Origin of the sequence: Labedella endophytica, assembly GCF_003990045.1 — a bacterium.
Taxonomy (GTDB): Bacteria; Actinomycetota; Actinomycetes; order Actinomycetales; family Microbacteriaceae; genus Labedella; species Labedella endophytica.
In genome coordinates, this window is the sequence record NZ_RZGZ01000002.1 from 1573023 (window position 1) to 1596027 (window position 23005).

Here is a 23005-nt window from a genome sequence, read left to right on the forward strand (position 1 = left end):
GGGTGGGGGACGCGGGGACGGGGACGGATGGTCAGCGCGGGGCGGGGGTGGCGCGCACGTGGAGGCGCTCGCCCTGGGGACCGAAGAGGTTGAGGACCTCCGCCGTCTCCGCGCCGGGGTTGCCGATCCAGTGCGGCGTGCGGGTGTCGAACTCGGCGACCTCGCCCGGACCGAGCTCGAGGTCGTGCTCGCCGAGCACGAGCCGGATCCGGCCGGAGAGCACGTACAGCCACTCGTAGCCCTCGTGCGTCTTCGGCTCGGGCTCCCCCGGAGTCGGAGGCACGAGCTGCTTGTACGACTGCACACCGCCCGGGCGGCGCGTGAGGGGGATGAACGTGCGCCCGTGCCGGCGGATCGGCTTCATGTGGATGCGCGGGTCCCCCGTCGCCGGGGCTGCGACGAGCTCGTCGAGGGGCACGTGATGGGCGCGTGCGAGGGGCAGGAGCAACTCGAGGGTCGGCTTGCGCTGCCCGGATTCGAGGCGTGACAACGTACTCACCGAGATGCCCGTGACGCTCGAGAGCTCGGCGAGCGTCACGTCGCGGCGAGTGCGCAGGGCGCGCAGGCGCGGCCCGACACCGTCGAGCACGGCCTCCGTCGTCACGGGCGGGTCCACGACCTGCTGGTGCAGCGGCTTCCGTCCGGGGGATCGTCGTCGGCTCGGGGCGCTCGTGTCGCGGTCGTCGTCCATGGGACCAGTCTGCGCGCTCGTTGCCGTATCGGCAACGTTTGTTGTCGTTTCGGCACGTCCGTCGCATGCTCGAGGAGCATCATCGTCGCGGCCGGGTCGACCGGCCCGACCGGACAGAAGGAGTGGACACATGAACGAGGCATACGACGTGGTCGTCATCGGCGGAAGCGCGGCCGGACTGAGCGGCTCTCTCGCGCTCGGACGGTCCCGGCGCTCGGTGCTCGTCATCGATTCGGACGAACCCCGGAACGCTCCGGCCTCCCATGTGCACAACTATCTCGGACGCGAATCGACGCCGCCGCGCGAGCTCGTCGCGATCGGACGCACGGAGGTCGCCGCCTACGGGGTCGAGACGCTGACGGGGCGGGTCACCGATGTCGTCCGCGACGGCGACCACTTCACCGTCACGGTCGCGTCGGGCGGCTCGCCCGCGACCGTCTCCGCCCGACGCATACTGCTCGCGACCGGGTCGCGGGACGAGCTGCCCGACGTCCCCGGCGTCGCCGAGCAGTGGGGCCGCGGCGTCGTGCACTGTCCGTACTGTCACGGCTGGGAGGTGCGCGATCGCGCGATCGGCGTGCTCGCGACGAGCGCCCTGTCCGCGCACCAGGTGGGCATGTTCCGGCAGCTGAGCGAACGTGTCACCCTCTTCCTCAACGACTCGTTCGAGCCGAGCGACGAGCAGTGGGAGCAGTTCGCGGCGCGCGGCGTGCAGGTGGTGCGCGGACGGGTGGTCGAGCTCGTGTCCGAGGGCGGAGACGTGTCCGCCGTGCGGCTGGAGAGCGGAACCGTCGTGCCGATCGAGGCGCTCGCGGTCGCGACGCGGGTGTGGGCGCGGGCCGACGTGCTCGCGGGGCTGGGCGTCGAGACGCAGCCGGTCGAGATGGCCGGGACGGTGTTCGGCTCGATCGTGCCCGTCGACGAGATGGGGCGTACGGCCATCGCCGGCGTCTTCGCGGCGGGCAACGTGACGGACATGCGCTCCCAGGTGATCTCGGCCGCGGCCGCCGGTCTCCAGGCCGGCGCCTCCATCAACGCCGATCTCATCGAGGAGGACACCCGCGCGGCCGTCGCCGCCCGCGTCTGACCCGCGCGTCTCCCGCAACACGCTTCGACAGGCTCAGCGACGGGATCGGGCGCCATCCGCACACCGCACCGCTCACTGTCCGTGAGCCTGTCGAAGGGTGGCGACCGCCCCAGGAACCGGAGCGACCCCGAAACGTACACTGGAACCCGTGTCCGTTCCCAAGATCCTGCTCTTCTACGCGTTCACACCCCTCGCCGACCCGGACGCCATCCGCCTGTGGCAGCGCGAGCTCTGCGAGGCGAACAACCTGCGGGGACGCATCCTGCTGTCCTCCGACGGCATCAACGGCACGGTCGGCGGCGACATCGACGGTGTGAAGCGGTACCTGCGCCGCACACGCGAGTACCCCGCCTTCCGCGACCTCGACGTGAAGTGGTCCGAGGGCACCGCCCTCGACGCGGACGGCACCATCACCGACTTCCCGCGACTGAGCGTGAAGGTGCGAGACGAGATCGTGTCGTTCGGGGCGCCGGACGAGCTCCGTGTCACGGAGGCCGGCGTGGTCGGCGGCGGTACCCACCTCAGCCCGGAGGAACTCAACACCCTCGCCGCGGAGCGCGACGACCTCGTGCTCTTCGATGGACGCAACGCGTTCGAGGCGCAGATCGGACGCTTCGACGGCGCCGTCGTGCCCGACGTGGCGACGACGCGCGACTTCGTCGAGGTCCTCGACTCCGGCGCCTACGACCACCTCAAGGACAAGCCCGTCGTGACCTACTGCACAGGCGGTGTGCGCTGCGAGGTGCTCTCGAGCCTCATGGTCGCGCGGGGGTTCTCCGAGGTGTACCAGCTCGACGGCGGCATCGTCCGCTACGGCGAGCGCTTCGGCGACGACGGCCTGTGGAACGGCTCCCTCTACGTCTTCGACAAGCGTGGATCGGTGGACTTCAGCGACCACACCGCCGTCATCGGCACGTGCGTCGCGTGCGGCGCCGCGACGAAGGACATGCGCAATTGCGCCGACCTCTCCTGCCGCGCCCAGCTCGTGGTCTGCGCGGCCCACGACGACGTGTGGTGCGACGTGCACGCGGGGACGCTCGCCGCGGACTGATCGCGGAAGATCCCCCGTCGGGTGGACGCGGCGCGCGCGGTCGACCCGGAAGACTGGCGGGAGTCGACCACGAGGAGGACCATGACCGACGTCCGTACCATCGAGGTCGAGGCGGTGACGAAACGCTTCGGCGCCGTCGCCGCCGTGAACTCCCTGTCCTTCCAGGTCGCGCCGGGACGCGTCACCGGCTTCCTCGGCCCGAACGGCGCCGGGAAGACGACGACCCTGCGCATGCTGCTCGGTCTCGTGCGACCGACCGAGGGGCGCGCCACGTTCGGCGGCGTCGCCTACGCCGACCTCGACTCGCCGCTGCGCACCGTGGGCGCCGCCCTCGAGGCCGCGAGCTTCCACCCCGGCCGCTCGGCACGCAACCACCTCGCGATCCTCGCGACGGCCTCCCGCATCCCGCGGGCCCGTATCGACGCGACCCTCGACCTCGTGGGACTCTCCGAGTTCGCCGATCGGCGCGTCGGCGGCTATTCCCTCGGCATGAGGCAGCGCCTCGGCCTCGCCTCCGCGCTCCTCGGGGACCCCGGCGTGCTCGTGCTCGACGAACCCATCAACGGCCTCGACCCCGAGGGCATCAAATGGATCCGCTCCCTCCTCCGCGCTCTCGCGGGTGAGGGACGCACGGTGCTCGTCTCGTCTCATCTCCTGAGCGAGGTGCAGCAGAGCGTCGACGACGTCATCATCATCGCCCGCGGCGAGCTCGTGCACGAGGGGACCCTCTCGAGCCTCTCCGCGGGCGACAGCCTCAGCGTGCTCGTCGACGCTCCCGATCGCGCCGCCCTCGCCGCTGCGCTCTCCGCCGCAGGGTTCACCGTCACCGCGGCCCGAGCGGGGCTCGTCGTCGTCGGGGTCGAGGCGGAGGAGGTCGGCCGCGCCGCCTTCGCCGCCGGCGTCCCGCTCAGCACCCTGCACCGGCAGTCCTCCGGACTCGAAGAGACGTTCCTGCACCTCGTCGGAGGAGACCGATGAACACGTTCCTGCCCGCCGTCCGCTCGGAGGTCGCGAAGATCACGAGCACCCGCATGTGGTGGATCCTCGCCCTCGTCCTCTTCGTCTACGTGCTCGCGATGGCCGGAGGACTCGCCGCGCTCCTCGGCGCCGGATCCGACGGTTCTCTTCCCGGGGTCACGACGACCGGTAGCGTTCCGACGGCTGGGATCGCGCCGCTCATCTACTCCTTCGCGAGCTCGATCGGCTACGTCTTCCCCGTCCTGCTGGGAGCCCTCGCCGTGACGGGAGAGGTGCGTCACCAGACGCTCACCCCCACGTTCCTCGCCACGCCCCGACGAGGGGTCGTGCTCCTTGCGAAGCTCCTCGTGCTGCTCGCCTTCGGCGCCCTCTTCGGCGTCATCGGCCTCGTCGCCTCGGTCGGCGGGGGCGGGGGCGTCCTCGCCGCGTTCGGTATCGAGACGGAGCTCGGATCGAGTGACACGTGGGCGATGTTCGCTCGCCTCATCCTCGCGATGGCGCTGTGGGCCGCGGTCGGAATCGGCCTCGGGTCGATCGTCACGAACCAGGTCGCGGTGATCGTCATCGTCATCGCCTTCACGCAGTTCGTCGAGCCGGTACTGCGTTCCGTCGGGGCGCTGGCCGACTGGATCGGCGACATCGTGCAGTTCCTCCCCGGAGCGGCGAGCGACACCCTGGTGGGGACGAGCATCTTCGGTCTCGTCTCGACGGGGGCGGACGGCCTCGAGTGGTGGGCCGGCGCGCTCATCCTCGGCGGGATCGCGGCGGTCCTCACCGCGCTCGGCGCCCTCACCACGTGGCGACGCGACGTCACGTGACGCGGACCACCGTCGCGAGCACCGGAGGGGAGTGCTCGCGACGGTCACGCCTGCCCATCGTCATCGACCTGCCGTCGACGGCTGCGGCCTCGGCTGCGTAGGCTGACGGCATGCAGAGCTTTCCGGCGTGGGTCGTCCGCCGCTCCGAGTCGGAGCACGGCCACGGGCCGGCCTCCGCCGCGTTCGAGACCCTCGACGCCGACGCCCTCGACGACCTCTCGGGTGATCTCGACACCGTCGTCCGCGTGGAGTACTCGAGCGTCAACTACAAGGACGCGCTCGCACTGACGGGACGTCCCGGCGTCGTCCGACGCTGGCCCCTCGTCCCCGGTGTCGATGCGACGGGCGTCGTGCTCGAGACCAGCGGGAGCACGTGGTGCCCGGGGGACGTCGTAACGCTCAACGGGGCGGGGCTCGGCGAGAACCTCCACGGCGGTCTCGCCGGTCGCGCGCACGTCGACGGCTCTCGGCTCGTCCGCATTCCGTCCACGATGTCCGCCCGCCAGGCCGCGGCGCTCGGCACGGCCGGTTTCACCGCGATGCTCGCGGTGCTCGCGATCGAGCGGCACGGGGTCGCACCCGAGGACGGGCCCGTGCTCGTCACGGGGGCGGCCGGTGGCCTGGGCTCGATCGCCGTCGCCCTGCTCTCCCGCGCCGGGTTCGAGGTGACGGCCTCGACGGGGCGGGTCTCCACCCAGTCCGCTTTCCTCACCGACCTCGGGGCCACCGCCGTGATCGACCGCGGTGAGTTGTCCGGACCCGGGACGCCGATGCAGGCCCAGCGGTGGGCGGCCGTCGTCGACGCGGTCGGGGAACCCACACTCGTCAATGCTGTGGCCCAGCTCCGGCAGGGCGGTATCGCCGCGGCGTGCGGGCTCGCCCAGAGCGCCGAGTACGTCGGAACGGTGTTGCCCTACATCCTCCGCGGCGTCACCCTCGCGGGCATCAATTCCGTCGAGGCGACACCCGACGAGCGGGTCGCCGCGTGGCTCCGACTGGAGCGAGACGCCGACCTCGCGCTCCTCGACGGCCTCACCGCTGTCGCTCCCCTCGCCGCGGCCCGCGAGGTCGCCGAGCGGGTCCTCGCGGGCGATGTGCGCGGCCGGACGGTCATCGAGACCGGTCGCTGACCCTCCCCCGCTCAGACGTGCGGGTCCGCAGGGCTCAGGAGGCGGCGGGCTTGCCGTCCGCCGCGGGATCGGGCTGCGGAGCGGTTCCGTCGATCACGAGCTCGCCCGACGGATCCTGCTCCGGCGCGTCCGGAGTCGCCGGAGACGTGGACGCAGGGGTATCCGTTGCCGGCCTCTTCGCAGGGGCGCGCTTGCGCGGGGGCTTCGCGGGAGCCGCGGGATCGGACGTCTTCTCACGCGCGGCCTTCTCACGGGCGGTCTTCGCGGGAGCCGCCTTCTCCGTCGCGTCGGGCTTCGCCGAGGTCTTCCTCGTCGCAGCCTTGCCCGTCGTCGACGCGGTCGACGAGCTCGCCGTCGACGTAGCGGCCGTCTTCGCTGTCGACCGGGGCTTCGCGGGCGCCCTGGTGGTCTTCTTCGTGGGCACGCTCTCGGCTGCCGCGGCGACATCGGCCGCCGCCTTCTTCTTCGCCACTCCGGCCCGCCCGCCGCTGCGCGACGCGGCCTCGGTCTTGGCCTCCGCCTTCACCTTGGCCGCCTCGATCTTCGCGGCCTCGGCCTTCGCGCGGACCGCGATCGGACGGGGGCTGACGGTGCGCACGCGCGTGGCCCGCACCTTCTTCGCACGGATCTCGTCCTCGGCGATCCGCAGCGCGGCGACGAGCTCCGCTCCGTGGTTCGTCGAGACGATGACGCGGGAGAACTCGTCGTCCTCCACGTCGAGCACGACCGCGGGACGCGAGCCCTTCTTGATGACGAGGAAGTCCGCGCCGCCGTGAGACTTCCACTGGCCGACCGCGAGCGTCAACGGGATCGCCGATCCCTTCCCGCGCACGCCACGCACCCAGATCCATGGGTCGTCCGTGAGAGTCGCCGAGCGGATACGGGAACGAGGGATCTCGACGTTGTCGCGACGCAGCGAGAGTGCCTTCTCCGCCGCCGTCAGTCGGATCTCGAGTCGATCGGAGTGGAGGTGGATGCTCGCCATGTCCCTAGTCTGCCGTGGAGCGGTCTCGGCATCCCCTGTGAAAGCTCACAAAGACATAACGACGGCGCTGTATGCGTCGTCCGGAATACCCGCGAGCGGCCTCGCCGACGCTACGCAGGCGTCGCCTCCGCCGCCGCACGGGCCGCAGCCGGGAGCGCCGACAGGATCCGGTCCACCGCGGCGTCGTCGTGGGCCGCGGTGACGAACCACGCCTCGTAGACGCTCGGCGGCAGGGACACACCCTGGTCGAGCATGCTGTGGAACAGCGCCGGGTAGCGCCAGCCCTCCTGCGCCTGGACGGCCGCGTAGTCGTGGGCCGGTTCGGCGGAGAACACGAAGCTGAACAGGTTTCCCGCCCGTTGCACGACGTGGGCGACACCGGCGGCGGAGAGTGCGTCGGAGGCGGCCGTGGAGATCTTGTCGGCGACCGCGTCGAGTCGCGCGTACACCTCGTCGGTCGCGAGGCGCAGCGTCGTGAGCCCCGCGGCGACGGCGACGGGGTTCCCCGAGAGGGTGCCAGCCTGGTAGACGGGGCCGGTGGGAGCGAGGAGGTCCATGATCTCGGCGCGCCCGCCCAATGCCGCGAGCGGCATACCACCTCCCACGACCTTGCCGAAGGCGAAGAGGTCGGGCTGGTAGACGTCGCCGGCTCGACTCGACAGACCCCAGTACCCGGCCGGGTCCACGCGGAAACCGGTGAGCACCTCGTCGAAGATGACGAGCGCACCGTGCCGGTGGGCGAGCTCGATGAGGAAGGCGTTGAAGCCGGGCGCCGGGGGCACGACGCCCATGTTCGCCGGGGAGGCCTCCGTGATGACGGCGGCGATCTGGTCACCGTGCAACGCGAAGACGGCCTCGAGGGCCGCCTCGTCGTTGTACGGCACCACGAGCGTCTGGCTCGCGACGGCCTCGGTGACACCCGCGGAACCCGGGAGCGAGAGCGTGGCGAGTCCGGATCCGGCCGCGGCGAGCAGCCCGTCCGAGTGGCCGTGGTAGTGGCCGGCGAACTTCACGAGGAGGTCGCGCCCGGTCGCCCCGCGCGCGAGTCGGATCGCCGTCATCGTGGCCTCGGTGCCCGTGGACACGAGGCGCACCTTCTGGAGCGGCGAGTCCCCCGCCGCATGCAACCGGCCGACGATCTCCTCCGCGAGCTCCGTCTCCGACGGCGTCGAGGCGCCGAAGGACAGTCCTCGAGCGGCGGCGGCCTGCACGGCCGCGACCACCTCGGGGTGCGCGTGGCCGAGGATCGCCGGACCCCACGAGGCAACGAGGTCGACGTACTCGCGGCCCTCGGCGTCGACGACGTGCGGGCCGCGCGCCTCGACGAGGAATCGGGGTGTGCCTCCGACAGAGCCGAACGCGCGCACCGGCGAGTTCACCCCGCCGGGGATCACGGTGCGGGCCCGGTCGAACAGGTCCTGGTTCACGTGAGTCACTTCAGCCATCCGGCCACCTCCACTGCCCAGTACGTCAGGATCGCGTCCGCTCCGGCGCGCTTGATACCCACGAGCGACTCCTCGACGGCCCGGCGGCGGTCGATCCAACCGTGAGCGGCGGCGGCCTCGATCATCGAGTACTCGCCGGACACCTGGTACGCCCACACGGGGACCTCGCTCGCGGCGGCGACGTCGGCGAGCACGTCGAGGTAACTCATGGCCGGCTTCACCATGACGATGTCGGCGCCCTCCTCGATGTCGGTGAGCGCTTCGCGGAGCCCCTCGCGGCGGTTACCGGGGTCGAGCTGGTAGCTGCGACGGTCGCCGGACAGCTGCGAGTCCACCGCCTCACGGAAGGGGCCGTAGAAGGCGGAGGCGTACTTGGCCGAGTAGGCCATGATCACCGTGTCGTGGAAGCCCTCGCCGTCGAGCGCCTCACGGACCGCGGCGACCTGGCCGTCCATCATGCCGCTGAGCCCGAGGAGCTGAGAGCCCGCGCGCGCCTGTGCGAGCGCCATCTCCCGGTAGATCGCGAGGGTCGCGTCGTTGTCGACCGAGCCGTCGGAAGCGAGCACGCCGCAGTGGCCGTGGTCGGTGAACTCGTCGAGGCACAGGTCGGTCTGCACGACGAGGGCGTCGCCTACCTCATCCGCGACAGCCGCCGTCGCGACATTGAGGATGCCGTCCGCGCGGCACGACGCCGAACCGGTCGCATCGCGCTCCGCGGGCACGCCGAAGAGCATGACGCCGCCGATCCCGGCCTCCGCCGCCGCTGCCGCCGCGCGACGGAGCGAGTCGAGCGAGTGCTGCTGGATCCCGGGCATCGAACCGAGCGGGAGCGGGTGTTCGATCCCCTCGCGCACGAACATGGGCAGGACGAGTTCGGAGGCGTGCAGTCGCGTCTCCGAGACGAGGCGTCGGAGAGCTGGGGTGGTGCGCAAGCGGCGCAGTCGGGTGTCCGGGAAAGTCACACCACAAGCCTACGGCGGCAGGCTGGGCGCGCGGTCCGTGCGGGCCCGTCGACCACCTCACATCCGCACTCGTCGATACCGCCTGCGGTTTTGCGTACGCATCGTCGAATCGCGGGTGACATTACACCCGCGGAAAGCAGTCGCGTACGCGAAGACACCGGGGGAACGGCTATCGGCGGAGCGGTGGGCTCGCCGGGGTCGGTCAGGCGACGGTGGGGGCCTCGCGGTCGGAGACGGCGTCCACGACGCTGTCGATGAGATCCGTCACGGTCTGGTGGCGCGAGACCACGGCGACGTCGAGGCCCGCGGCGCGCGCATCCTTCGCGGTGCGGGGACCGATCGCCGCGACGACGGTGGACGAGGGCAGAGTGCCGAACTGGCTCGCGACCTGGTCCGCGACGCTGCCGGAGGTGACGAGGATGACGCTGATGCGGCCGGACCGCACATCGCTCACGACCTTCTCGTCGACCGGTTCGCCGATCGTCCGATAGGCGACCACAGAGGACACGTCGTGGCCGGCCTCCGCGAGGCCGACGGACAGGAGCGGTTTCGCGATCTCGGAGCGCAGCGCGAGGAAGCGCTTCGGCTCCGGCTCGAGTGCCGTGAGCTCCTCGAGCATGCCGCGGGCCGAATTGTCCTTCGCCGGCACGAGGTCCACCGAGTATCCGACGGCCTGCAGGGCCGCCGCGGTGGTCTCGCCGACGGCGGCGACCTTCGTCGTGGACGGGATGCGGACGCGCTCGGAGTAGAGCACATCGACCGTCGTCGCACTGGTCACCGTGAGCCAGTCGAACTCGCCGGCGGTGAGCGCCGCGAGAGCAGCCCGGAGCGCGTCCGGGTCCTCGGTCGGCGCGAAGTTGATCATCGGCGCGACGACGGGCGTCGCACCCCGCGACCGCAGATCGGCGGCGACACCGTCTCCCCAGGGACCGCCGCGAGGAACGAGCACCCGCCAGCCCTTGAGGGGCTTCGCTGCGTGCGCGGATGCCGTCATACGGTAGTCCTCATTACGGTCGATCGGCGAGGCCGGGTGCGCCGGCGGAGAGCAGGGACGCAGCCAGGTCGAATCCGGTTCGACCGGCCACGGCGATACGCGCGTCGAGACCGGCTCCGTCGAGTTCGGTCGGGTCGCTCACATCGATGGGCTTCGAGAACATCGCCACCGCGTCGTCGGACACGGCGGACGATCCGTCACCAGCGTACACGCTGGCCGTCAAGCGGAGCGTGTCCTCCCCCACCTGTGCAGACGCGCCGACGGGAGCGGAACAGCCCGCCTCGAGACCGGCGAGCACGGAGCGTTCCGCGTGCGCCGCGACGAACGCGTCCGCGTCGTTGATGGCGCGGACGGCGCGCGCGACGTCGTCCTCCCCCGCGGGATCGAGCGTCTCGAGGGCCTCGATCGCGAGAGCGCCCTGGGCCGCGGCCGTCGGCCACGTGTCGAGCTCGAAGATCTCGGTGATCGCCTCGGTCCGTCCCAGCCGCGTGAGGCCGGCGACCGCGAGCACCACCGCGTCGAGCTCGCCGCTCGACACGAAGCCGAGGCGGGTGTCGACGTTGCCGCGGATGTCCACGACCACGAGGTCCGGTCGGTGCGCGAGGAGCTGCGCAGCCCGGCGCGGCGACCCCGTGCCGACGCGGGCGTCGAGCGGGAGCTCGTCGAGCGTGAGCCCGTCACGGGCGCACAGCGCATCGCGCGCGTCCTCCCGCTCCGGCACGGCGGCCACGATCAGCCCGGGGTATGCGGCCGTGGGGAGGTCCTTCATCGAGTGCACGACGATGTCGCACGCGCCGCCGAGTAGCGCTTCCCGCAGGGCCGAGGCGAAGACACCCGTTCCCCCGAGGCTCGAGAGCGAGGCCTGCGAGACGTCGCCGTGCGTCGTGACGGGGACGAGCTCCGTCGCGATTCCCGTGCGCTCCGTGATGAGCTCGGCGACGTCACCGCACTGCGCGAGAGCGAGCGCGCTCCCCCGCGTTCCGATCCGCAGGGTCACGGCGCGACGCCGGATACCGCCGGCCGGAATCCGAGTCGGGCGTTCTCGCAGCATCCCGGGCGGCACACGTCGAACCACGGGCCGAGGTCCGTCTCCGACGGGCGCTCCTCCGCGGGGGTGCCCTCGATGCGCTCGACGATCAGGTCGACGAGTCCCGAGACGTACGCGTCGTGCGTGCCCGGCGTCGAGACGCGGACCATGGCGAGCCCGAGGCGCTTGGCGGTGTCGGCGGCCTCGTTGTCGAGGTCCCAGAGCACCTCCATGTGGTCGCTCACGAAACCGATCGGCACGATGACGACGGCCCGGCGACCGGCGGCGGGCAGTTCCTCCATCGCGTCGTTGATGTCGGGGTCGAGCCACGGCTGGGTGGGCGGGCCGGAGCGCGATTGGAAGACGAGCTGCCAGGGCGGCGTGCCCTCCTCGCCGCGCTCGACGCGCACGGACTCCATGATCACGCCGGCGACGGCACGGTGCTGGGCGCCGTACGCCCCACCGTCGCCGAAGTCGCGGTCTCGGGGGCCGGAGCGGTCCGCATCGCCCGTGGGGATCGAGTGCGTCGTGAAGAGCACCTCCACCTCGGTCGCAAGATCGAGCCCGTCGTGCTCGTCCTCGAGCTGCGTGAGCGCGTCCTTCACTCCCTCGATGAACGGGGTGATGAAGCCGGGGTGGTCGAAGAACTGACGCACCTTGTCGATACGGACGGTGCCCTCGAGCTCGGTGGAGTCGAGCACGCGCGCGAAGTCCTCGCGGTACTGCCGACAGCCGGAGTAGGACGAGTACGCGCTCGTCGCGATCGCGAGGAGCTGGGAGAAACCGCGCTCGTTCGCCTCGGTCACCGCTTCCTCCAGGTAAGGCGTCCAGTTGCGGTTGCCCCACAGCACGGGCAGGTCGATGCCCCGTCGGTCGAGCTCCGCCTGGAGGGCGCTCCGGAGCGCGCGGTTCTGGTCGTTGATCGGGCTCACACCGCCGTAGTGCCGGTAGTGGTGCGCCACCTCCTCGAGCCGCTCGTCCGGGATGCCGCGACCGCGGGTGACGTTGCGGAGGAACGGGATGACGTCGTCCTGACCCTCTGGGCCGCCGAAACCGGCGAGGAGGATCGCGTCGTAGCGCGTTGGCTCGCTCACGTGGGGAGCTCCCGACGCGGCGGCGGGCGAGGCGGACCGGACGGCGGGCGTCGCCGCGTCTCCCGCGGCGAGGTCGTCGGCGGACGCGTCGAAGCCGCCGTCCGTGGAACCGAGGTTGAGAGCGGCCATCAGGACAGCACCTCCGCGACGTGGGCCGGAGCGATCCGGCGCCCCGTGAAGAAGGGCACCTCCTCGCGCACGTGGCGACGCGCATCCGTCGCGCGCAGGTCGCGCATGAGATCGACGAGGTCGACGAGTTCGTCCGACTCGAGGGGCAGCAGCCACTCGTAATCGCCGAGCGCGAAGGACGCGACGGTGTTCGCGAGCACGCCGCGGAAGACGGAGCCCTTGCGGCCGTGTTCCGCGAGCATCGCGCGACGCTCCTCCTCGGGCAGCAGGTACCACTCGAAGCTGCGCACGAACGGGTAGAGGCAGAGCCACTCGAGCGGCTCCTTGCCCCGGAGGAAGCCGGGGACGTGCTGGCGGTTGAACTCGGCGTCGCGGTGCACGCCCATCGCGTTCCACGTGGGGAGCAGCTCGGTGAGCATGCTCGTGCGCCGCAGCGACCGCAGCGCGGCCTGGAGCCCCTCGGCGGTGTCGCCATGGATCCAGATCATGAGGTCGGCGTCGGCGCGCATGCCGGAGACGTCGTAGAAACCGCGCACGGTCACGCCGTCGGCCTCGAGGGCGGCGACGACGGATTCGAGCTCGGCGACGGCCGGGGCGGACACGTCCGCGGCCCGGTCGGGATTGCGTCGGAGGATCGCCCAGAGGGTGTAGCCGGACGGGCCGGGCTCGGCGGCATCGGTGGGATCGTGAGAGGGGCGGACTGCCTCGTCGGAGGCCGGGTGAGTCATGCCTCCATCCTCCCTCTTAATGCTGAAAGAACTCAAAGTGGCACCGGCGCCCGTCATCAGCCGGCAGCCGCTGTCGGCCAGCGCGCCGCCGAGATCCTGCTCGCACAGCTCCGCCGCGCCTCCGTCCGACCCGCCTCCGTCTGACCCGCCTCCGTCTGACCCGCCTCCGCGACGGATCTCACGACGTGTGGCATTTGAGCGTGAACGCTGCGTTGTAGCGCCGCAAAGACGCTCAAAAGCACCATCTGGTGGGTGGTGCGGAGCAGGAGGGCGGGCACGACGGAGCCCGTCCTCGCTGGGCGGGGACGGGCTCCGGGTCGTGCGGGGCAGTGCGGGGCGCGACGGCGCCCGCGGGTCAGCCCTGGGTGGGGGGAGTCGCGTCGTGGGATGCGGTGGCGTCCTTGCCCTGGGCGAGCAGGTCGCTGAGGCTCTCGCCCGTCGACTCGCCATGCGGACGACGGCCGCCTGCGAAGAGCTTCTGCAGGTCGATGCCCGTGGCGTCCTTCAGCATCGACGTCACCTGGGTGACGTTGCTGACGACGTCGTTCGAGAGCTTCGAGGCGCCGTCCGTGGAGATGACCGTGAGGTTGTCGATCGACGCGTACGGAGCAGCGAGCTCCTTCGCGATCTGCGGCAGGATCTCGATGGCGCGCTGCTGGAGGAGCGCCTCGGACTCGTCGCGGAGGGCGGCGACGCGGAGCTCCGTGGAACGGGCCTCGGCCTCACCCTTGGCGAAGATCGCGGCGGCCTCGGCCTCACCCTCGGCGCGCGTGGCCTCGGCCTCGGCGATACGACGGTCACGATCGGCCTTCGCCCCGGCGACGACCTTCGCGGCGTCCGCCTCGGCGATCTGACGGATGCGGTACGACTCGGCGTCGGCGACCTTGCGGACGTCGGCGTTGAGCTGCTGCTCGCGGAGGGCCGCCTCGCGCACGGCGGTGATCTCACGCTGCTGGAGGATGCCCTGCTGCGCCGTCGCCTCGGCGAGAGGCTTCGCGGCCTCGGCGCGGGCGATGGCCTCGTCGGTCTCCGTCTTGATGGACGCGTTCTTGAGCGAGAGCTCGCGGTTCGCGTCGGCGATGGCCTCGGCGGCCTCGATACGGGCCTGCTCGGACGCACGGGCCGACTGCGACTCGGCGATCTCGGCGGCCTGGCGGACGCGGGCCTGCTCGGGACGACCGAGGTCGGTGATGTAGCCCTTGTCGTCCGCGATCTCCTTGATCTGGAACGTGTCGACGTCGAGACCCTGGTTCAGGAGCGACGTGCGAGCGGCCTCGAGCACCTGCTCGGCGAGACCGGCGCGGTCGCGGATGATCTCCTCCACCGTGAGGTTACCGATCGACGAACGTAGCGAACCGGAGAGCACCTCCTGCGTGAAGGGCTCGATCTGCTGGTCCTGACCGAGGAAGCGCTGAGCGGCCGAGCGGATGGCGCTGTCGCTGTCGCCGACCTTGACGACCGCGACGGCCTCGACGCGGATGGTGACGCCGTTGCGCGTCTGCGCGACACCCTGGATGCTGATCGCGCGTGATCGGAGCGACAGCGAGAAGTGGCGCTGCAGGAACGGCACGACGAAGACGCCACCGCCCTGGACCACCTTCTGGCCGGACAGGTCGGTGATCGTGCGTCCATCGGCCCCGAGGGTCTTCTTGGCCCGGCGGCCCGTGACGATGATCGCCTCGTCCGGCTTGGCGATCTTGTATCGGCTCTTCGTGAAGACCGCGAGGATGATGAGGATGACCACGATGATCACGAGAATGACCGGAATCGTGGCGAGGGCGAGCGGGTCCATGACACTCCAGAGTGTGTGGTGGGCGGTCCTGCCACCCTATCGGGAGGCCTCGTTGCGGTATACGGCTAGAGGTACCCCCGTGCGGGCGACCGTTCTCCACAGGGACCGGCGCGTGGAGACGATCCGGTGCTCCGCCGATGTCGGCGACGGTGTCGCGCGGGCACCATCTCTCCGCTCCGGTCAGGGAGTAGCGGGGACGAGACCCGGAGCGTCGACCCCCATCATGAACAGCTGACCATTCCAGAGCACCTGCGCCACCAGCAATCCGATACCGGACGTGAATGCGGTCGCGAGGACCGCACAGACGATTCCCGTCCACATCACGGCTCGGCCGCGCACCGCGATGACCGACAGGACCACGAGCCCCGCAAGGTGCGCCATGATGAGCGGCACACCGCCGAACACCGCCCCGGTTCCGGCCATCGACGTCCCCGCAGCGAGGGCCTTGGGCTGCTCCGACATCTCCTCCTCGTACGCGACTCCGAACACCTGCCACGCGGCGATCATCGCGACGACGCCGAGGGCGCTGAATGTCCAGAACCATCGTGCAGCGCCGGGGTCGCTCCAGCCGGCCGACGGGCGTCGCGCGGGAGGGTCGCGCCTCGCAGCGAGAGCGAAGAGGATCGCGACCACGACGATGAAGAGCGCCGCGATTCCGAGCGGCACGATCCACGCGGGGGAGAATATCGTTCCGGTGTCGTCGCAGACGACGACGTCCACCGCGCAGGATGCCTGCACGATGGACGTCGTCACGGTCTCGGTTCGGATCGCCTAGCGCTTGATGACGGCGCGGGCCACGGCCCACACACCGGCGCCCACGGCGAGTGCGACGGCGGCCGCCCCGCCCACGAGGGCCTGCGGGTTCTCCTCACGGAGCTCCGCGATCTTCGCCTTGGCGCGGTCGGTGGCCTTGCCCACCTGCTTCGGGACGTTGAGCTTGTCCTCGATCGCGTTGAGGGTCTCGACGAGCTCGGCGCGTGCCTGCTCGGCGTTGGGGTTGTCAGTGCCGGTCATACTCGCCCGTCCCTTTCACTGCTCGGATGTCTTTCTGGAACTCCTCCGCCGGGCTCGGGCCGTCGGAGATCTTACGGAGGTAGCGCAGCGCGATGAGCACGAGGACGGCGGCGACGAGGAGGAACACGACGAAGACGATGAGCGCCGCGAGCCACGACGGCAGCACGAGCGACAGCGCCAGGATGCCGACGGCCACGAGCGTGCCGAGGGCGAAGAACAGGAACATGAGCGCCACGACGACGAGTCCCGCCCCGATACCGGCGTTCTTGCCGATGTGGGTCGCCTTGACCTTGAGGCCGTCGAACTCGGCCGTCAGCAGCCCCTTGAGGAGGCCGGGCAGGGACTTCACCAGCTCGATGAGCGACAGCGATTCCTTGGGGTTGCGGGTCGTGCCGCGCGGAGGCGTCTCCGTCGTGTAGCGCGTCATCGGCCGGCCGCTCAGCGCTTCTTCGAGGAGCGACCGTCGGCGATGTCCCCGAGGTCGCCCTTCACGTCGTCGACCTCGTCGATCGTCGCGTCGAGCTTCTGACCCGCCGAGCGGTTGCTCTTCGCGATCTTCGCGATGGTCTTCGCGCCGGAGAAGAGCGTGCTCGGCACGGCGCTGACGCGAGCCTTCGCGAAGCCCTGCGCGTTGCGCACCTGCTTCTGGACCGGCTCGGTCTCGTACAGCTTCAACCAGGCGGTCTTGATCTGCTCGTAGCGCTCGCGACCGGCTCGCGACCCGAGGACGTACCCCGCGGCCAGCCCTGTCACGAGGAGGATCTTGCCCTTCATAGCGTCTCCGTCCATCGGCATGCTTCGATCGGTTCCCGCCCGAGCGCCGCAAGGGCGGCCGAACGGGCCAGATCTCCAGCGTATCCGCATCGACCGCCGGACGCGCACCCCCTGCATTCCCCTCGTGGAATGCGGTAGGGCCGATCAGGCGTAGGACGCGACCGCGCGTGCGAGCTCCGCCCGGTCCTGCTCCGACGGGGTGTCGAGGGCCATACGCGCGACACCGGCGTCGATCCCTCGCAGGGCGAGTCCCGCCTTCATGAGGGCCGGGTCGCCCTTCACGGTGTCGACGACGTCGTCGACGGCGAGCTGGGCCTGCGCAATCGCCTCGGGATCACCGGATTCGAGGGCCGCGACGAGGGCGACGAAGGGCTCGGGGAACACGGACGAGATCCCCGAGACGACGCCCTGTCCCCCGACGTCGGCGACCTTCGCGAGGTCCCGGTCCGCTCCCGTGAAGATCTCGAAGTCGTCGGGCACCGCCGCGCGGTACGCCGCGACGCTCTCCACGGGCTCGCCGCTGAGCTTGACGCCGACGATGTTCGGCAGCTGCGCCAGTCGCCCGAGCAGTTCGGGCCCGACGTGCACCCCTGTGCGATCGCGGAAGAGGTACGCGAAGACCGCGAGCCCATCGCTCGCCCGCGACACCGCGGCGAAGAAGTCCTCGACCGCCGCGTCGCTCGCGGGCAGGTAGTACGGCGTGAGCACGGCGATGCGGAGGGCCCCCGCCGCGCGGGCACCCTCGATGAGCAGGAGGACCTCGTGGAGGCTCGACGCCCCCACGTGCACCACGGTGCGCTCGGGACCGAGCACGTCGACGCTCATCGCCGCGATCGTGTTGCGCTCCTCGATCGAGAGGGACGGGAACTCTCCCGTGGTACCGAGCACGAACGCGCCGTCCACCCCGGAGGCGGCACTGAACTCGACGATCCGGCGGGAGCCGTCGAGGTCGAGGGACCCGTCGTCGTGGAACGCGACGGGGAGGGCCGCGAGGATGTCGCGACGTGTCGCGGTGGAGGAGGCGGTGCGGGCGGGCGTGGGGAGCGACATGCGGTGGTCACAGACCTTTCGAGGTGGTGGTCGAGCGGAGGGAGGAGTCGTCGCCCGGGTGCTCGGCGGGCCCGTCGTCACCGTCGGAGCGACGGGCACGGCGGGCGGCGCGGGCGCGCCCCACGAGCGGGAGCGCGATCGCGAACACGGCGAGCGCCAGGAGCACGGCCGAGATCGGGCTCGAGACGAGACCGACGGGGCCGTCGATGAGGAGTGCGCGACGCAGATTGGACTCCGCGAGCGGTCCGAGGAGGAGACCGAGGACGACGGGGCCGGCGGGGAAGCCGGTCCGCTTGAGGATGAGGCCGACGACGCCCGCGACGAGCATGACGACGACCGTGATGATGTTGTTGGTCGTCGCGTACGTGCCCACGATGCAGAACATCAGGATCGTGGCCCACAGGTAGTGCACGGGCACGTCGAGGAGTTTCACCATGCCCTTCATCCGCACGAGGCTGATGAGGAGCGATGCGAGCGTCGCGATCACCATGATCGCCGTGATCGACACGACGAGCTCCGGCCGGTTCGCGAAGAGCGACGGCCCGGGCTGGATTCCCCAGATGATCATCGAGCCGATCATCACCGCCATCACCGAGTCTCCGGGGATACCGAGCGCCATCGTGGTGGTGAGGGATCCACCGAGCGTCGCGGACGAGGCCGAGTCGGACGCCGTGACGCCCTCGATCGATCCCGTGCCGAAGGCCTCGGGGTTCTTCGAGACCCGTTTGGCGCGGTCCCAGCCGATGAGTCCGGCGATGTCGCCGCCCGCCGCGGGGATCACGCCGACGACGAGTCCGGTCGCGGTGCCCACACCGAGGGCGCGCCCGGACTGGCGGTACTCCGCCTTCGTCGGCCACCAGCGACCGAGCGATGAGATGGGGCGGACCTTCGCGGCGTGGTGGGTGAGGAGCTGGTCGAAGAGCTCGGCGATGCCGAAGAGACCGATGATGATCGCGATGAAGTCGAGGCCCCCGGACAGGGCGTCGAAGCCGAACGTGAAGCGCTGGTCACCCGTGATCGGGTCGCGCCCGATCGTCGCGAGCGCCAGTCCGAGGGCTCCGGCGAGCACGCCCTTGAGGATGGACTTCGACGAGATGCTGATCATCACGGTGAGGCCGAAGACGACGAGCGCGAACATCTCGGAGGGCCCGAACTGCAGCGCGAGCCGGGCGATCGGGATCGCCGCCGCCGTGAACAGGATCATGCTCGCGAGGATGCCGATGGCCGAGGCCATGGCCGAGATGACGAGGGCGAGCCCCGCCCTTCCCTGTTTCGCCATGGGATAGCCGTCGAGCGTCGTCGCGATCGATGCCGGTGTCCCGGGGGTGTTGACGAGGATCGACGGCACGCGGTCGCCGAAGTTCGCGGCGACGTAGATGGTGAGGAGCACCGCGAGGCCCTGCACGGGCTCGAGGGTGAGCGTGAACCCGCTCGCGAGCGCCACGGCCATGGTGGCCGTGATGCCCGGGAACGCCCCCACGAGCATGCCGAGCAGGAGGCCGAGGAGCAGCCCAAGACCGACGACGGGGTCCAGGAGGGATTCGAGTCCCTCGACGATCGGGTTCACAGCGGCACCTTCAGGAGTGTGTGGAAGAGGAGGTAGGTGAATCCGGTGGTGATCACGGGGAAGAGGACGATCGTCTTCCACCCGCGTCCGCCGAAGACCCAGACGAGGAGCGCGAGGAACACCACGGTGGCCCCGAGGTAACCCACGAGCTGCCAGCCGGCCACGTAGGCGGCGCCGATCACGGTGGCGAGCAGCAGGCGGCGCCAGCCTCCGGCGCCCACCGTCTCGAGATCGCTGCGATCGAACGGCGGGCGCACGAGCGCTGCGACCAGGAGCGCGGCGGCGAGCGCCGCGCTCCCGATCGACAGCACGGTGGGCCACCACCGCGGATCGATCCCCCCGGTCTCGGCGCGCAGTTCGATGCCCTGCGCGAGCAGGATCCCCGCGAGTCCCACGGCGAGGCCGACCGCCGCGACGACGATCTCCATCGTGCGGTTCGGCTGCGCCGTGGTGTCGGGGGCGTCGGTTCCGATCGACGCCGTGTAGAGGTAGGCGCCTCCCGGCGGCGTGTCGATCCCCGACTCCAGGCCCTCCTCGACGGAGGGGACCCGGGTCGGCTCATCGGGCGTCGGCATCATGTGCTCCGCGTGTCGATGTCGGTGTCGGTGTCGGTGTCGATGTCGGGACGTCAGTTGCCGCCGAGGAGACCGGCGAAACGCTCCGACTCCGACTCGACGAACGACGTGAACTCCTCGGGCGTCTTGTAGGTCGGCAGCGCGCCGCTCGGCGTGATGGCGTCGGAGAACGAGTCGGACTCGGCGGCCTCGGCGATCGCATCGGAGAGTGCCTGCTTCACGTCGTCCGGCAGTCCGGTCGGCGCGTAGATGCCACCCCAGCCGCCGAACATGAGGTCGTAGCCCTCGGACTCGGCCGTCGGCACGTCCTCGAGCATCGGGTGCACCTCGTCGTTGAACAGCGCGAGGATCTTGAGGGTGCCGTCGGCGTTCGCCTGCACGGTCTCGCCGGCACCGGCGACGACCGCGTCCACCTGGCCACCGAGCGCGGCCGCCACTGCGGGCGCACCACCGTCGAACGGCACGGGGGTGAGGTCGGCCCCCGACTCCTCGGCGAGGCCGAGGGTCGCGGCCTCCCAGATCGATCCGGCGCCCGCGTTCGCGACCGTGATGGCCTCGTCCTGGGACGCCTCGACGAGGTCGTCGAGCGAGTCGTACGGGCTGTCGGCCGGCACCGCGATGACGCCGGGGCTGAACATGACCTGGCCGAGGAAGTCGTAGTTCTCGGGGAGCACGTCGAAGCCGAGGTGCTCGAGCATCGAGACCTCGACGGGGGCGAAGCCGATCGTGTAGCCGTCGGCCTCCTGGTCGGCGACGTACTGCATGGCGGTCGAGCCGGAGGCGCCCGGCCGGTTCTCGACGACGATGCTCGTGCCGAGGATGCCCTCGAGCTCCGCGGACAGGGCGCGCGAGGTGAGGTCCGAACCACCGCCTGCGGCGGCCTGGACGATGAAGTTGATGTCGCCTTCGGGGAAGGAGGAGGCGTCGCCGCCGCCTCCGTCCGCGTCGGAGGAGCACGCGCCGAGGCCGGCGATCACGAGTGCTGCGGTGGCGGTGACGGTGAGTGCGCGAACGACGTTGTTGCGTGAGGAGAGCACGTCACGTTCCTTTCTGTTGGTACGGATTGGTCGGTACGGGGTCGGATGGAGGGGAAAGGTGAGGTATCAGGGGGTCGCGGACGCGGCTGCCGCGGCCGAGAAGGTCGCGATCATCGTGTCGGCGGACCGGCGCAGATGGTCGTGGAGTTCGGCCACCGCCGCGTCGGTGTCACCCGCGGAGATGAGGCCGAGAAGGCGGTCGTGATCGGCCGCCGACTCCACGAGATCGGTGTTCACGTGCACGGTCTCCTCGAGGAGAGTCGCGAGGATGGGCTCGTACTGGTGCCACAGGTCGTGGAGGCGGCGGTGCTTCGAGACCGCGTAGAGCGTGCCGTGGAAGCGGGTGTCGGCGGCGCCGAAGGCCTCACGGTCGCCGCGCGCGGCTGCGGCTCGCATCTCGTCGACGCACTCCTCCGTCGTCGTCCACTCGCCGGGTTCGGCGCGCTGGATCGCGAGGGTCACCGCGAGGGACTCGATCGACTCACGCAGCGCGTAGAGGTCGCTGATCTCGTCCATGGAGAGTCCGATGACGAAGATGCCGCGCTTGCGGGATTCGACGAGGCCCTCGGTGTCGAGGATGCGGAGCGCGTCCCGGATGGGGCCGCGGCTCACGCCGAACTGCTCGGCGAGGGTGTCCTCCACGAGGCGCGATCCGGCCGGCAGGTCGCCGCGCACGATCGCAAGGCGCAGTCGCTGCGCGACGATCGCTCCGAGCGGCACCTGCTGCTGGATGGGGGAAATCGTTGAAACCACGTCGTCTCACTTCGTCAACCGTTAACGGTAAACGTACGAAACCACAGAAATCGGTTTCAGTCAATGGCGGATCGATCACGATCAGGACGCACCGCTAGCCTCGGAGCATGCAGAACACCCCCGCGACCCCGGCGGACGATCGCCTCGCACCCCTCCCCGTCCTCCCGGCGAGCCTCCTCGCCGAACGGCTCGACTCCGTCGCCGCCGACATCGCTGAGCTCGCGGCGGACGACGAGTTCTCGGGTGTCGTGCTCATCACGGAGGGCGACCTCCCCCTCCTCGAGAAGGCGTTCGGCACGGCGTCTCGTCGCTGGAACACCCCGGTCACGACGGATATGCGCTTCGACGTCGCCTCCATCACGAAGCTCTTCACCTCGGCGGCCGTCCTGCAGCAGGTGGCCGCCGGTGCGCTCGACCTCGACGCGTCGATCCACGACTACGTCGACCTCGATGGCACGACCATCTCCCACGACGTGACCCTGCGGCACCTCCTCACCCACACCTCCGGAATCGCCGACGACGCCGACGAGGAGGACGGCGAGTCCTACGAGGAGCTGTGGGCCGACCGGCCGAACTACTCGGTGACGGACACCGCCGACTTCCTCCCCCAGTTCGCCCACAAGCCGCCTCGGGCCGAGCCGGGCGTCGACTGCCGCTACTGCAACGTCGGGTACGTCCTCGCCGGCCTCGCGATCGAACGCGTGACGGGCCGCTCCTACCGCGACGTCATCCGCACCGACGTGTTCGAGAAGGCCGGCATGACCTCCTCGGGCTTCTTCGACATGCGGGAGGCCACAGCGAACGTCGCGGAGGGCTGGGACCCGGTCCGCGACGAGCCCGACGGCGCGTCGGACGAGCACGAGGAGGATGTCGAGCACGAGGAGGATCGGCCCACCGGCCCCATCGTCGGCTGGCGCGCGAATATCTACTCTTACCCACCCATCGGCTCTCCCGACGGCGGCGCGCACTCGACGGCCGCCGACCTCGTGCGGTTCGTGAACGCGATCCGGGGCGGCGAGCTCCTGCCGAAGAAGTGGACCACCGAGTTCCTGAGCCCGCAGGTGCTCCACCATGCGGACGACGAGGCGGGCGCCGGCGAGACCGCCGAGCTCGCCTACGGCTTCGGTCTCGAGTTCGAGGTGACCCCGGCCGGGGAGCTGCGCTCCTTCTACAAGGACGGCATCAACGCGGGGGCGAGCGCGATCATCCGGTTCTACCCGGCGACGGGCCTCACCGTCGCCGTCCTCTCGAACAGCGAGGACGGCGCGTGGGAGCCGATCACCTGGATCGACGACGCGATCACGCTCCCGGAGTGATCCGAGCG

General features: G+C 70.7%; 24 protein-coding genes. 6 read left to right on the forward strand and 18 right to left on the reverse strand.

The window, feature by feature from the left end; all coding sequences use genetic code 11:
• Positions 1-31: 31 nt before the first annotated feature.
• Complete coding sequence (locus tag ELQ94_RS10830) at positions 32-691, reverse strand: helix-turn-helix domain-containing protein (RefSeq protein ID WP_127049946.1); 660 nt, start codon at positions 689-691, stop codon at positions 32-34.
• A gap of 130 nt (positions 692-821) precedes the next feature.
• On the opposite strand from ELQ94_RS10830, the gene ELQ94_RS10835 reads away from it, so the two are divergent.
• The 5 genes from ELQ94_RS10835 (at position 822) to ELQ94_RS10855 (ending at position 5755) form a co-directional block, all read left to right on the forward strand.
• Positions 822-1778, forward strand: a complete 957-nt coding sequence (locus ELQ94_RS10835) for an NAD(P)/FAD-dependent oxidoreductase (protein ID WP_127049948.1) — start codon at positions 822-824, stop codon at positions 1776-1778.
• A 148-nt stretch (positions 1779-1926) separates the two neighbouring features.
• Positions 1927-2829 (forward strand): oxygen-dependent tRNA uridine(34) hydroxylase TrhO, encoded by a 903-nt coding sequence (trhO, locus tag ELQ94_RS10840; protein WP_127049950.1) that lies wholly within the window; start codon positions 1927-1929, stop codon positions 2827-2829.
• 81 nt (positions 2830-2910) lie between these two features.
• Positions 2911-3807, forward strand: a complete 897-nt coding sequence (locus ELQ94_RS10845) for an ABC transporter ATP-binding protein (RefSeq protein ID WP_127049952.1) — start codon at positions 2911-2913, stop codon at positions 3805-3807.
• Positions 3804-4625, forward strand: coding sequence for an ABC transporter permease (locus ELQ94_RS10850; RefSeq protein ID WP_127049954.1), 822 nt, complete (start codon positions 3804-3806; stop codon positions 4623-4625). The genes ELQ94_RS10845 and ELQ94_RS10850 overlap by 4 nt, the downstream gene beginning before the upstream one ends.
• A gap of 110 nt (positions 4626-4735) precedes the next feature.
• Entirely contained in the window at positions 4736-5755 is a 1020-nt protein-coding gene (locus ELQ94_RS10855) for an MDR family oxidoreductase (protein WP_127049955.1), read from the forward strand.
• A gap of 34 nt (positions 5756-5789) precedes the next feature.
• On the opposite strand, the gene ELQ94_RS17450 is transcribed toward ELQ94_RS10855, so the two are convergent.
• From ELQ94_RS17450 to ELQ94_RS10940, 17 genes are all read right to left on the reverse strand, one after another.
• Positions 5790-6740: a hypothetical protein gene (locus ELQ94_RS17450; RefSeq protein ID WP_208007610.1), complete on the reverse strand. Its 951-nt coding sequence runs from the start codon at positions 6738-6740 to the stop codon at positions 5790-5792.
• 110 nt (positions 6741-6850) lie between these two features.
• Positions 6851-8185 carry a glutamate-1-semialdehyde 2,1-aminomutase gene (gene hemL / locus ELQ94_RS10865; protein ID WP_208007611.1) on the reverse strand — a complete coding sequence of 445 codons (1335 nt, stop codon included), beginning with the start codon at positions 8183-8185 and terminating at the stop codon, positions 6851-6853.
• Positions 8173-9147: a porphobilinogen synthase gene (hemB, locus tag ELQ94_RS10870; protein ID WP_127049957.1), complete on the reverse strand. Its 975-nt coding sequence runs from the start codon at positions 9145-9147 to the stop codon at positions 8173-8175. The genes hemL and hemB overlap by 13 nt, the downstream gene beginning before the upstream one ends.
• Positions 9148-9349: 202 nt before the next feature.
• Positions 9350-10141 carry a uroporphyrinogen-III synthase gene (locus tag ELQ94_RS10875; protein ID WP_127049959.1) on the reverse strand — a complete coding sequence of 264 codons (792 nt, stop codon included), beginning with the start codon at positions 10139-10141 and terminating at the stop codon, positions 9350-9352.
• A 13-nt stretch (positions 10142-10154) separates the two neighbouring features.
• Positions 10155-11192: a hydroxymethylbilane synthase gene (gene hemC / locus ELQ94_RS10880; RefSeq protein ID WP_127049961.1), complete on the reverse strand. Its 1038-nt coding sequence runs from the start codon at positions 11190-11192 to the stop codon at positions 10155-10157.
• Positions 11135-12391, reverse strand: a complete 1257-nt coding sequence (locus tag ELQ94_RS10885; RefSeq protein ID WP_127049963.1) for a ferrochelatase — start codon at positions 12389-12391, stop codon at positions 11135-11137. The genes hemC and ELQ94_RS10885 overlap by 58 nt, the downstream gene beginning before the upstream one ends.
• A complete protein-coding gene (gene hemQ / locus ELQ94_RS10890; protein WP_127049965.1) occupies positions 12391-13119 on the reverse strand; it encodes a hydrogen peroxide-dependent heme synthase in 729 nt (242 codons plus the stop codon). Before hemQ ends, ELQ94_RS10885 begins: the two co-directional genes overlap by 1 nt.
• A 355-nt stretch (positions 13120-13474) precedes the next feature.
• Positions 13475-14911 (reverse strand): flotillin family protein, encoded by a 1437-nt coding sequence (locus ELQ94_RS10895; RefSeq protein ID WP_208007612.1) that lies wholly within the window; start codon positions 14909-14911, stop codon positions 13475-13477.
• Between the two features lie 180 nt (positions 14912-15091).
• Entirely contained in the window at positions 15092-15664 is a 573-nt protein-coding gene (locus ELQ94_RS10900) for a hypothetical protein (protein WP_127049967.1), read from the reverse strand.
• 18 nt (positions 15665-15682) lie between these two features.
• On the reverse strand, positions 15683-15925 hold the full coding sequence (locus tag ELQ94_RS10905) for a DUF3618 domain-containing protein (protein ID WP_127049969.1): 243 nt from the start codon (positions 15923-15925) through the stop codon (positions 15683-15685).
• Positions 15912-16352, reverse strand: coding sequence for a phage holin family protein (locus tag ELQ94_RS10910; protein WP_127049971.1), 441 nt, complete (start codon positions 16350-16352; stop codon positions 15912-15914). The genes ELQ94_RS10905 and ELQ94_RS10910 overlap by 14 nt, the downstream gene beginning before the upstream one ends.
• Before the next feature lie 11 nt (positions 16353-16363).
• Positions 16364-16714, reverse strand: coding sequence for a hypothetical protein (locus tag ELQ94_RS10915; protein ID WP_127049973.1), 351 nt, complete (start codon positions 16712-16714; stop codon positions 16364-16366).
• A gap of 129 nt (positions 16715-16843) precedes the next feature.
• Positions 16844-17749, reverse strand: a complete 906-nt coding sequence (locus ELQ94_RS10920; protein ID WP_127049975.1) for a dihydrodipicolinate synthase family protein — start codon at positions 17747-17749, stop codon at positions 16844-16846.
• Positions 17750-17756: 7 nt separating this feature from the next.
• Complete coding sequence (locus ELQ94_RS10925) at positions 17757-19316, reverse strand: tripartite tricarboxylate transporter permease (RefSeq protein ID WP_127049977.1); 1560 nt, start codon at positions 19314-19316, stop codon at positions 17757-17759.
• A complete protein-coding gene (locus tag ELQ94_RS10930; RefSeq protein WP_127049979.1) occupies positions 19313-19894 on the reverse strand; it encodes a tripartite tricarboxylate transporter TctB family protein in 582 nt (193 codons plus the stop codon). The genes ELQ94_RS10925 and ELQ94_RS10930 overlap by 4 nt, the downstream gene beginning before the upstream one ends.
• Before the next feature lie 50 nt (positions 19895-19944).
• Positions 19945-20928 carry a tripartite tricarboxylate transporter substrate binding protein gene (locus ELQ94_RS10935; protein ID WP_127049981.1) on the reverse strand — a complete coding sequence of 328 codons (984 nt, stop codon included), beginning with the start codon at positions 20926-20928 and terminating at the stop codon, positions 19945-19947.
• 66 nt (positions 20929-20994) lie between these two features.
• Positions 20995-21681, reverse strand: coding sequence for a GntR family transcriptional regulator (locus ELQ94_RS10940; protein ID WP_127049983.1), 687 nt, complete (start codon positions 21679-21681; stop codon positions 20995-20997).
• Between the two features lie 107 nt (positions 21682-21788).
• Between ELQ94_RS10940 and ELQ94_RS10945 the strand changes: the two genes are divergently transcribed.
• Complete coding sequence (locus ELQ94_RS10945) at positions 21789-22997, forward strand: serine hydrolase domain-containing protein (protein ID WP_127049985.1); 1209 nt, start codon at positions 21789-21791, stop codon at positions 22995-22997.
• Positions 22998-23005: the final 8 nt, after the last annotated feature.

Excerpts from the sequence above, each read along its gene's own strand:
- ELQ94_RS10885 (WP_127049963.1), bottom strand. The coding sequence starts at position 12,391 with ATGGCCGCTCTCAACCTCGGTTCCACGGACGGCGGCTTCGACGCGTCC.
- ELQ94_RS10945 (WP_127049985.1), top strand. The coding sequence starts at position 21,789 with ATGCAGAACACCCCCGCGACCCCGGCGGACGATCGCCTCGCACCCCTC.
- ELQ94_RS10915 (WP_127049973.1), bottom strand. The coding sequence starts at position 16,714 with ATGGACGGAGACGCTATGAAGGGCAAGATCCTCCTCGTGACAGGGCTG.
- ELQ94_RS10910 (WP_127049971.1), bottom strand. The coding sequence starts at position 16,352 with ATGACGCGCTACACGACGGAGACGCCTCCGCGCGGCACGACCCGCAAC.
- ELQ94_RS17450 (WP_208007610.1), bottom strand. The coding sequence starts at position 6,740 with ATGGCGAGCATCCACCTCCACTCCGATCGACTCGAGATCCGACTGACG.
- hemL (WP_208007611.1), bottom strand. The coding sequence starts at position 8,185 with ATGGCTGAAGTGACTCACGTGAACCAGGACCTGTTCGACCGGGCCCGC.
- ELQ94_RS10905 (WP_127049969.1), bottom strand. The coding sequence starts at position 15,925 with ATGACCGGCACTGACAACCCCAACGCCGAGCAGGCACGCGCCGAGCTC.
- hemQ (WP_127049965.1), bottom strand. The coding sequence starts at position 13,119 with ATGACTCACCCGGCCTCCGACGAGGCAGTCCGCCCCTCTCACGATCCC.
- hemC (WP_127049961.1), bottom strand. The coding sequence starts at position 11,192 with ATGCTGCGAGAACGCCCGACTCGGATTCCGGCCGGCGGTATCCGGCGT.
- ELQ94_RS10855 (WP_127049955.1), top strand. The coding sequence starts at position 4,736 with ATGCAGAGCTTTCCGGCGTGGGTCGTCCGCCGCTCCGAGTCGGAGCAC.
- ELQ94_RS10875 (WP_127049959.1), bottom strand. The coding sequence starts at position 10,141 with ATGACGGCATCCGCGCACGCAGCGAAGCCCCTCAAGGGCTGGCGGGTG.
- ELQ94_RS10845 (WP_127049952.1), top strand. The coding sequence starts at position 2,911 with ATGACCGACGTCCGTACCATCGAGGTCGAGGCGGTGACGAAACGCTTC.
- ELQ94_RS10895 (WP_208007612.1), bottom strand. The coding sequence starts at position 14,911 with ATGGACCCGCTCGCCCTCGCCACGATTCCGGTCATTCTCGTGATCATC.
- ELQ94_RS10835 (WP_127049948.1), top strand. The coding sequence starts at position 822 with ATGAACGAGGCATACGACGTGGTCGTCATCGGCGGAAGCGCGGCCGGA.
- ELQ94_RS10930 (WP_127049979.1), bottom strand. The coding sequence starts at position 19,894 with ATGATGCCGACGCCCGATGAGCCGACCCGGGTCCCCTCCGTCGAGGAG.
- ELQ94_RS10850 (WP_127049954.1), top strand. The coding sequence starts at position 3,804 with ATGAACACGTTCCTGCCCGCCGTCCGCTCGGAGGTCGCGAAGATCACG.
- ELQ94_RS10830 (WP_127049946.1), bottom strand. The coding sequence starts at position 691 with ATGGACGACGACCGCGACACGAGCGCCCCGAGCCGACGACGATCCCCC.
- ELQ94_RS10920 (WP_127049975.1), bottom strand. The coding sequence starts at position 17,749 with ATGTCGCTCCCCACGCCCGCCCGCACCGCCTCCTCCACCGCGACACGT.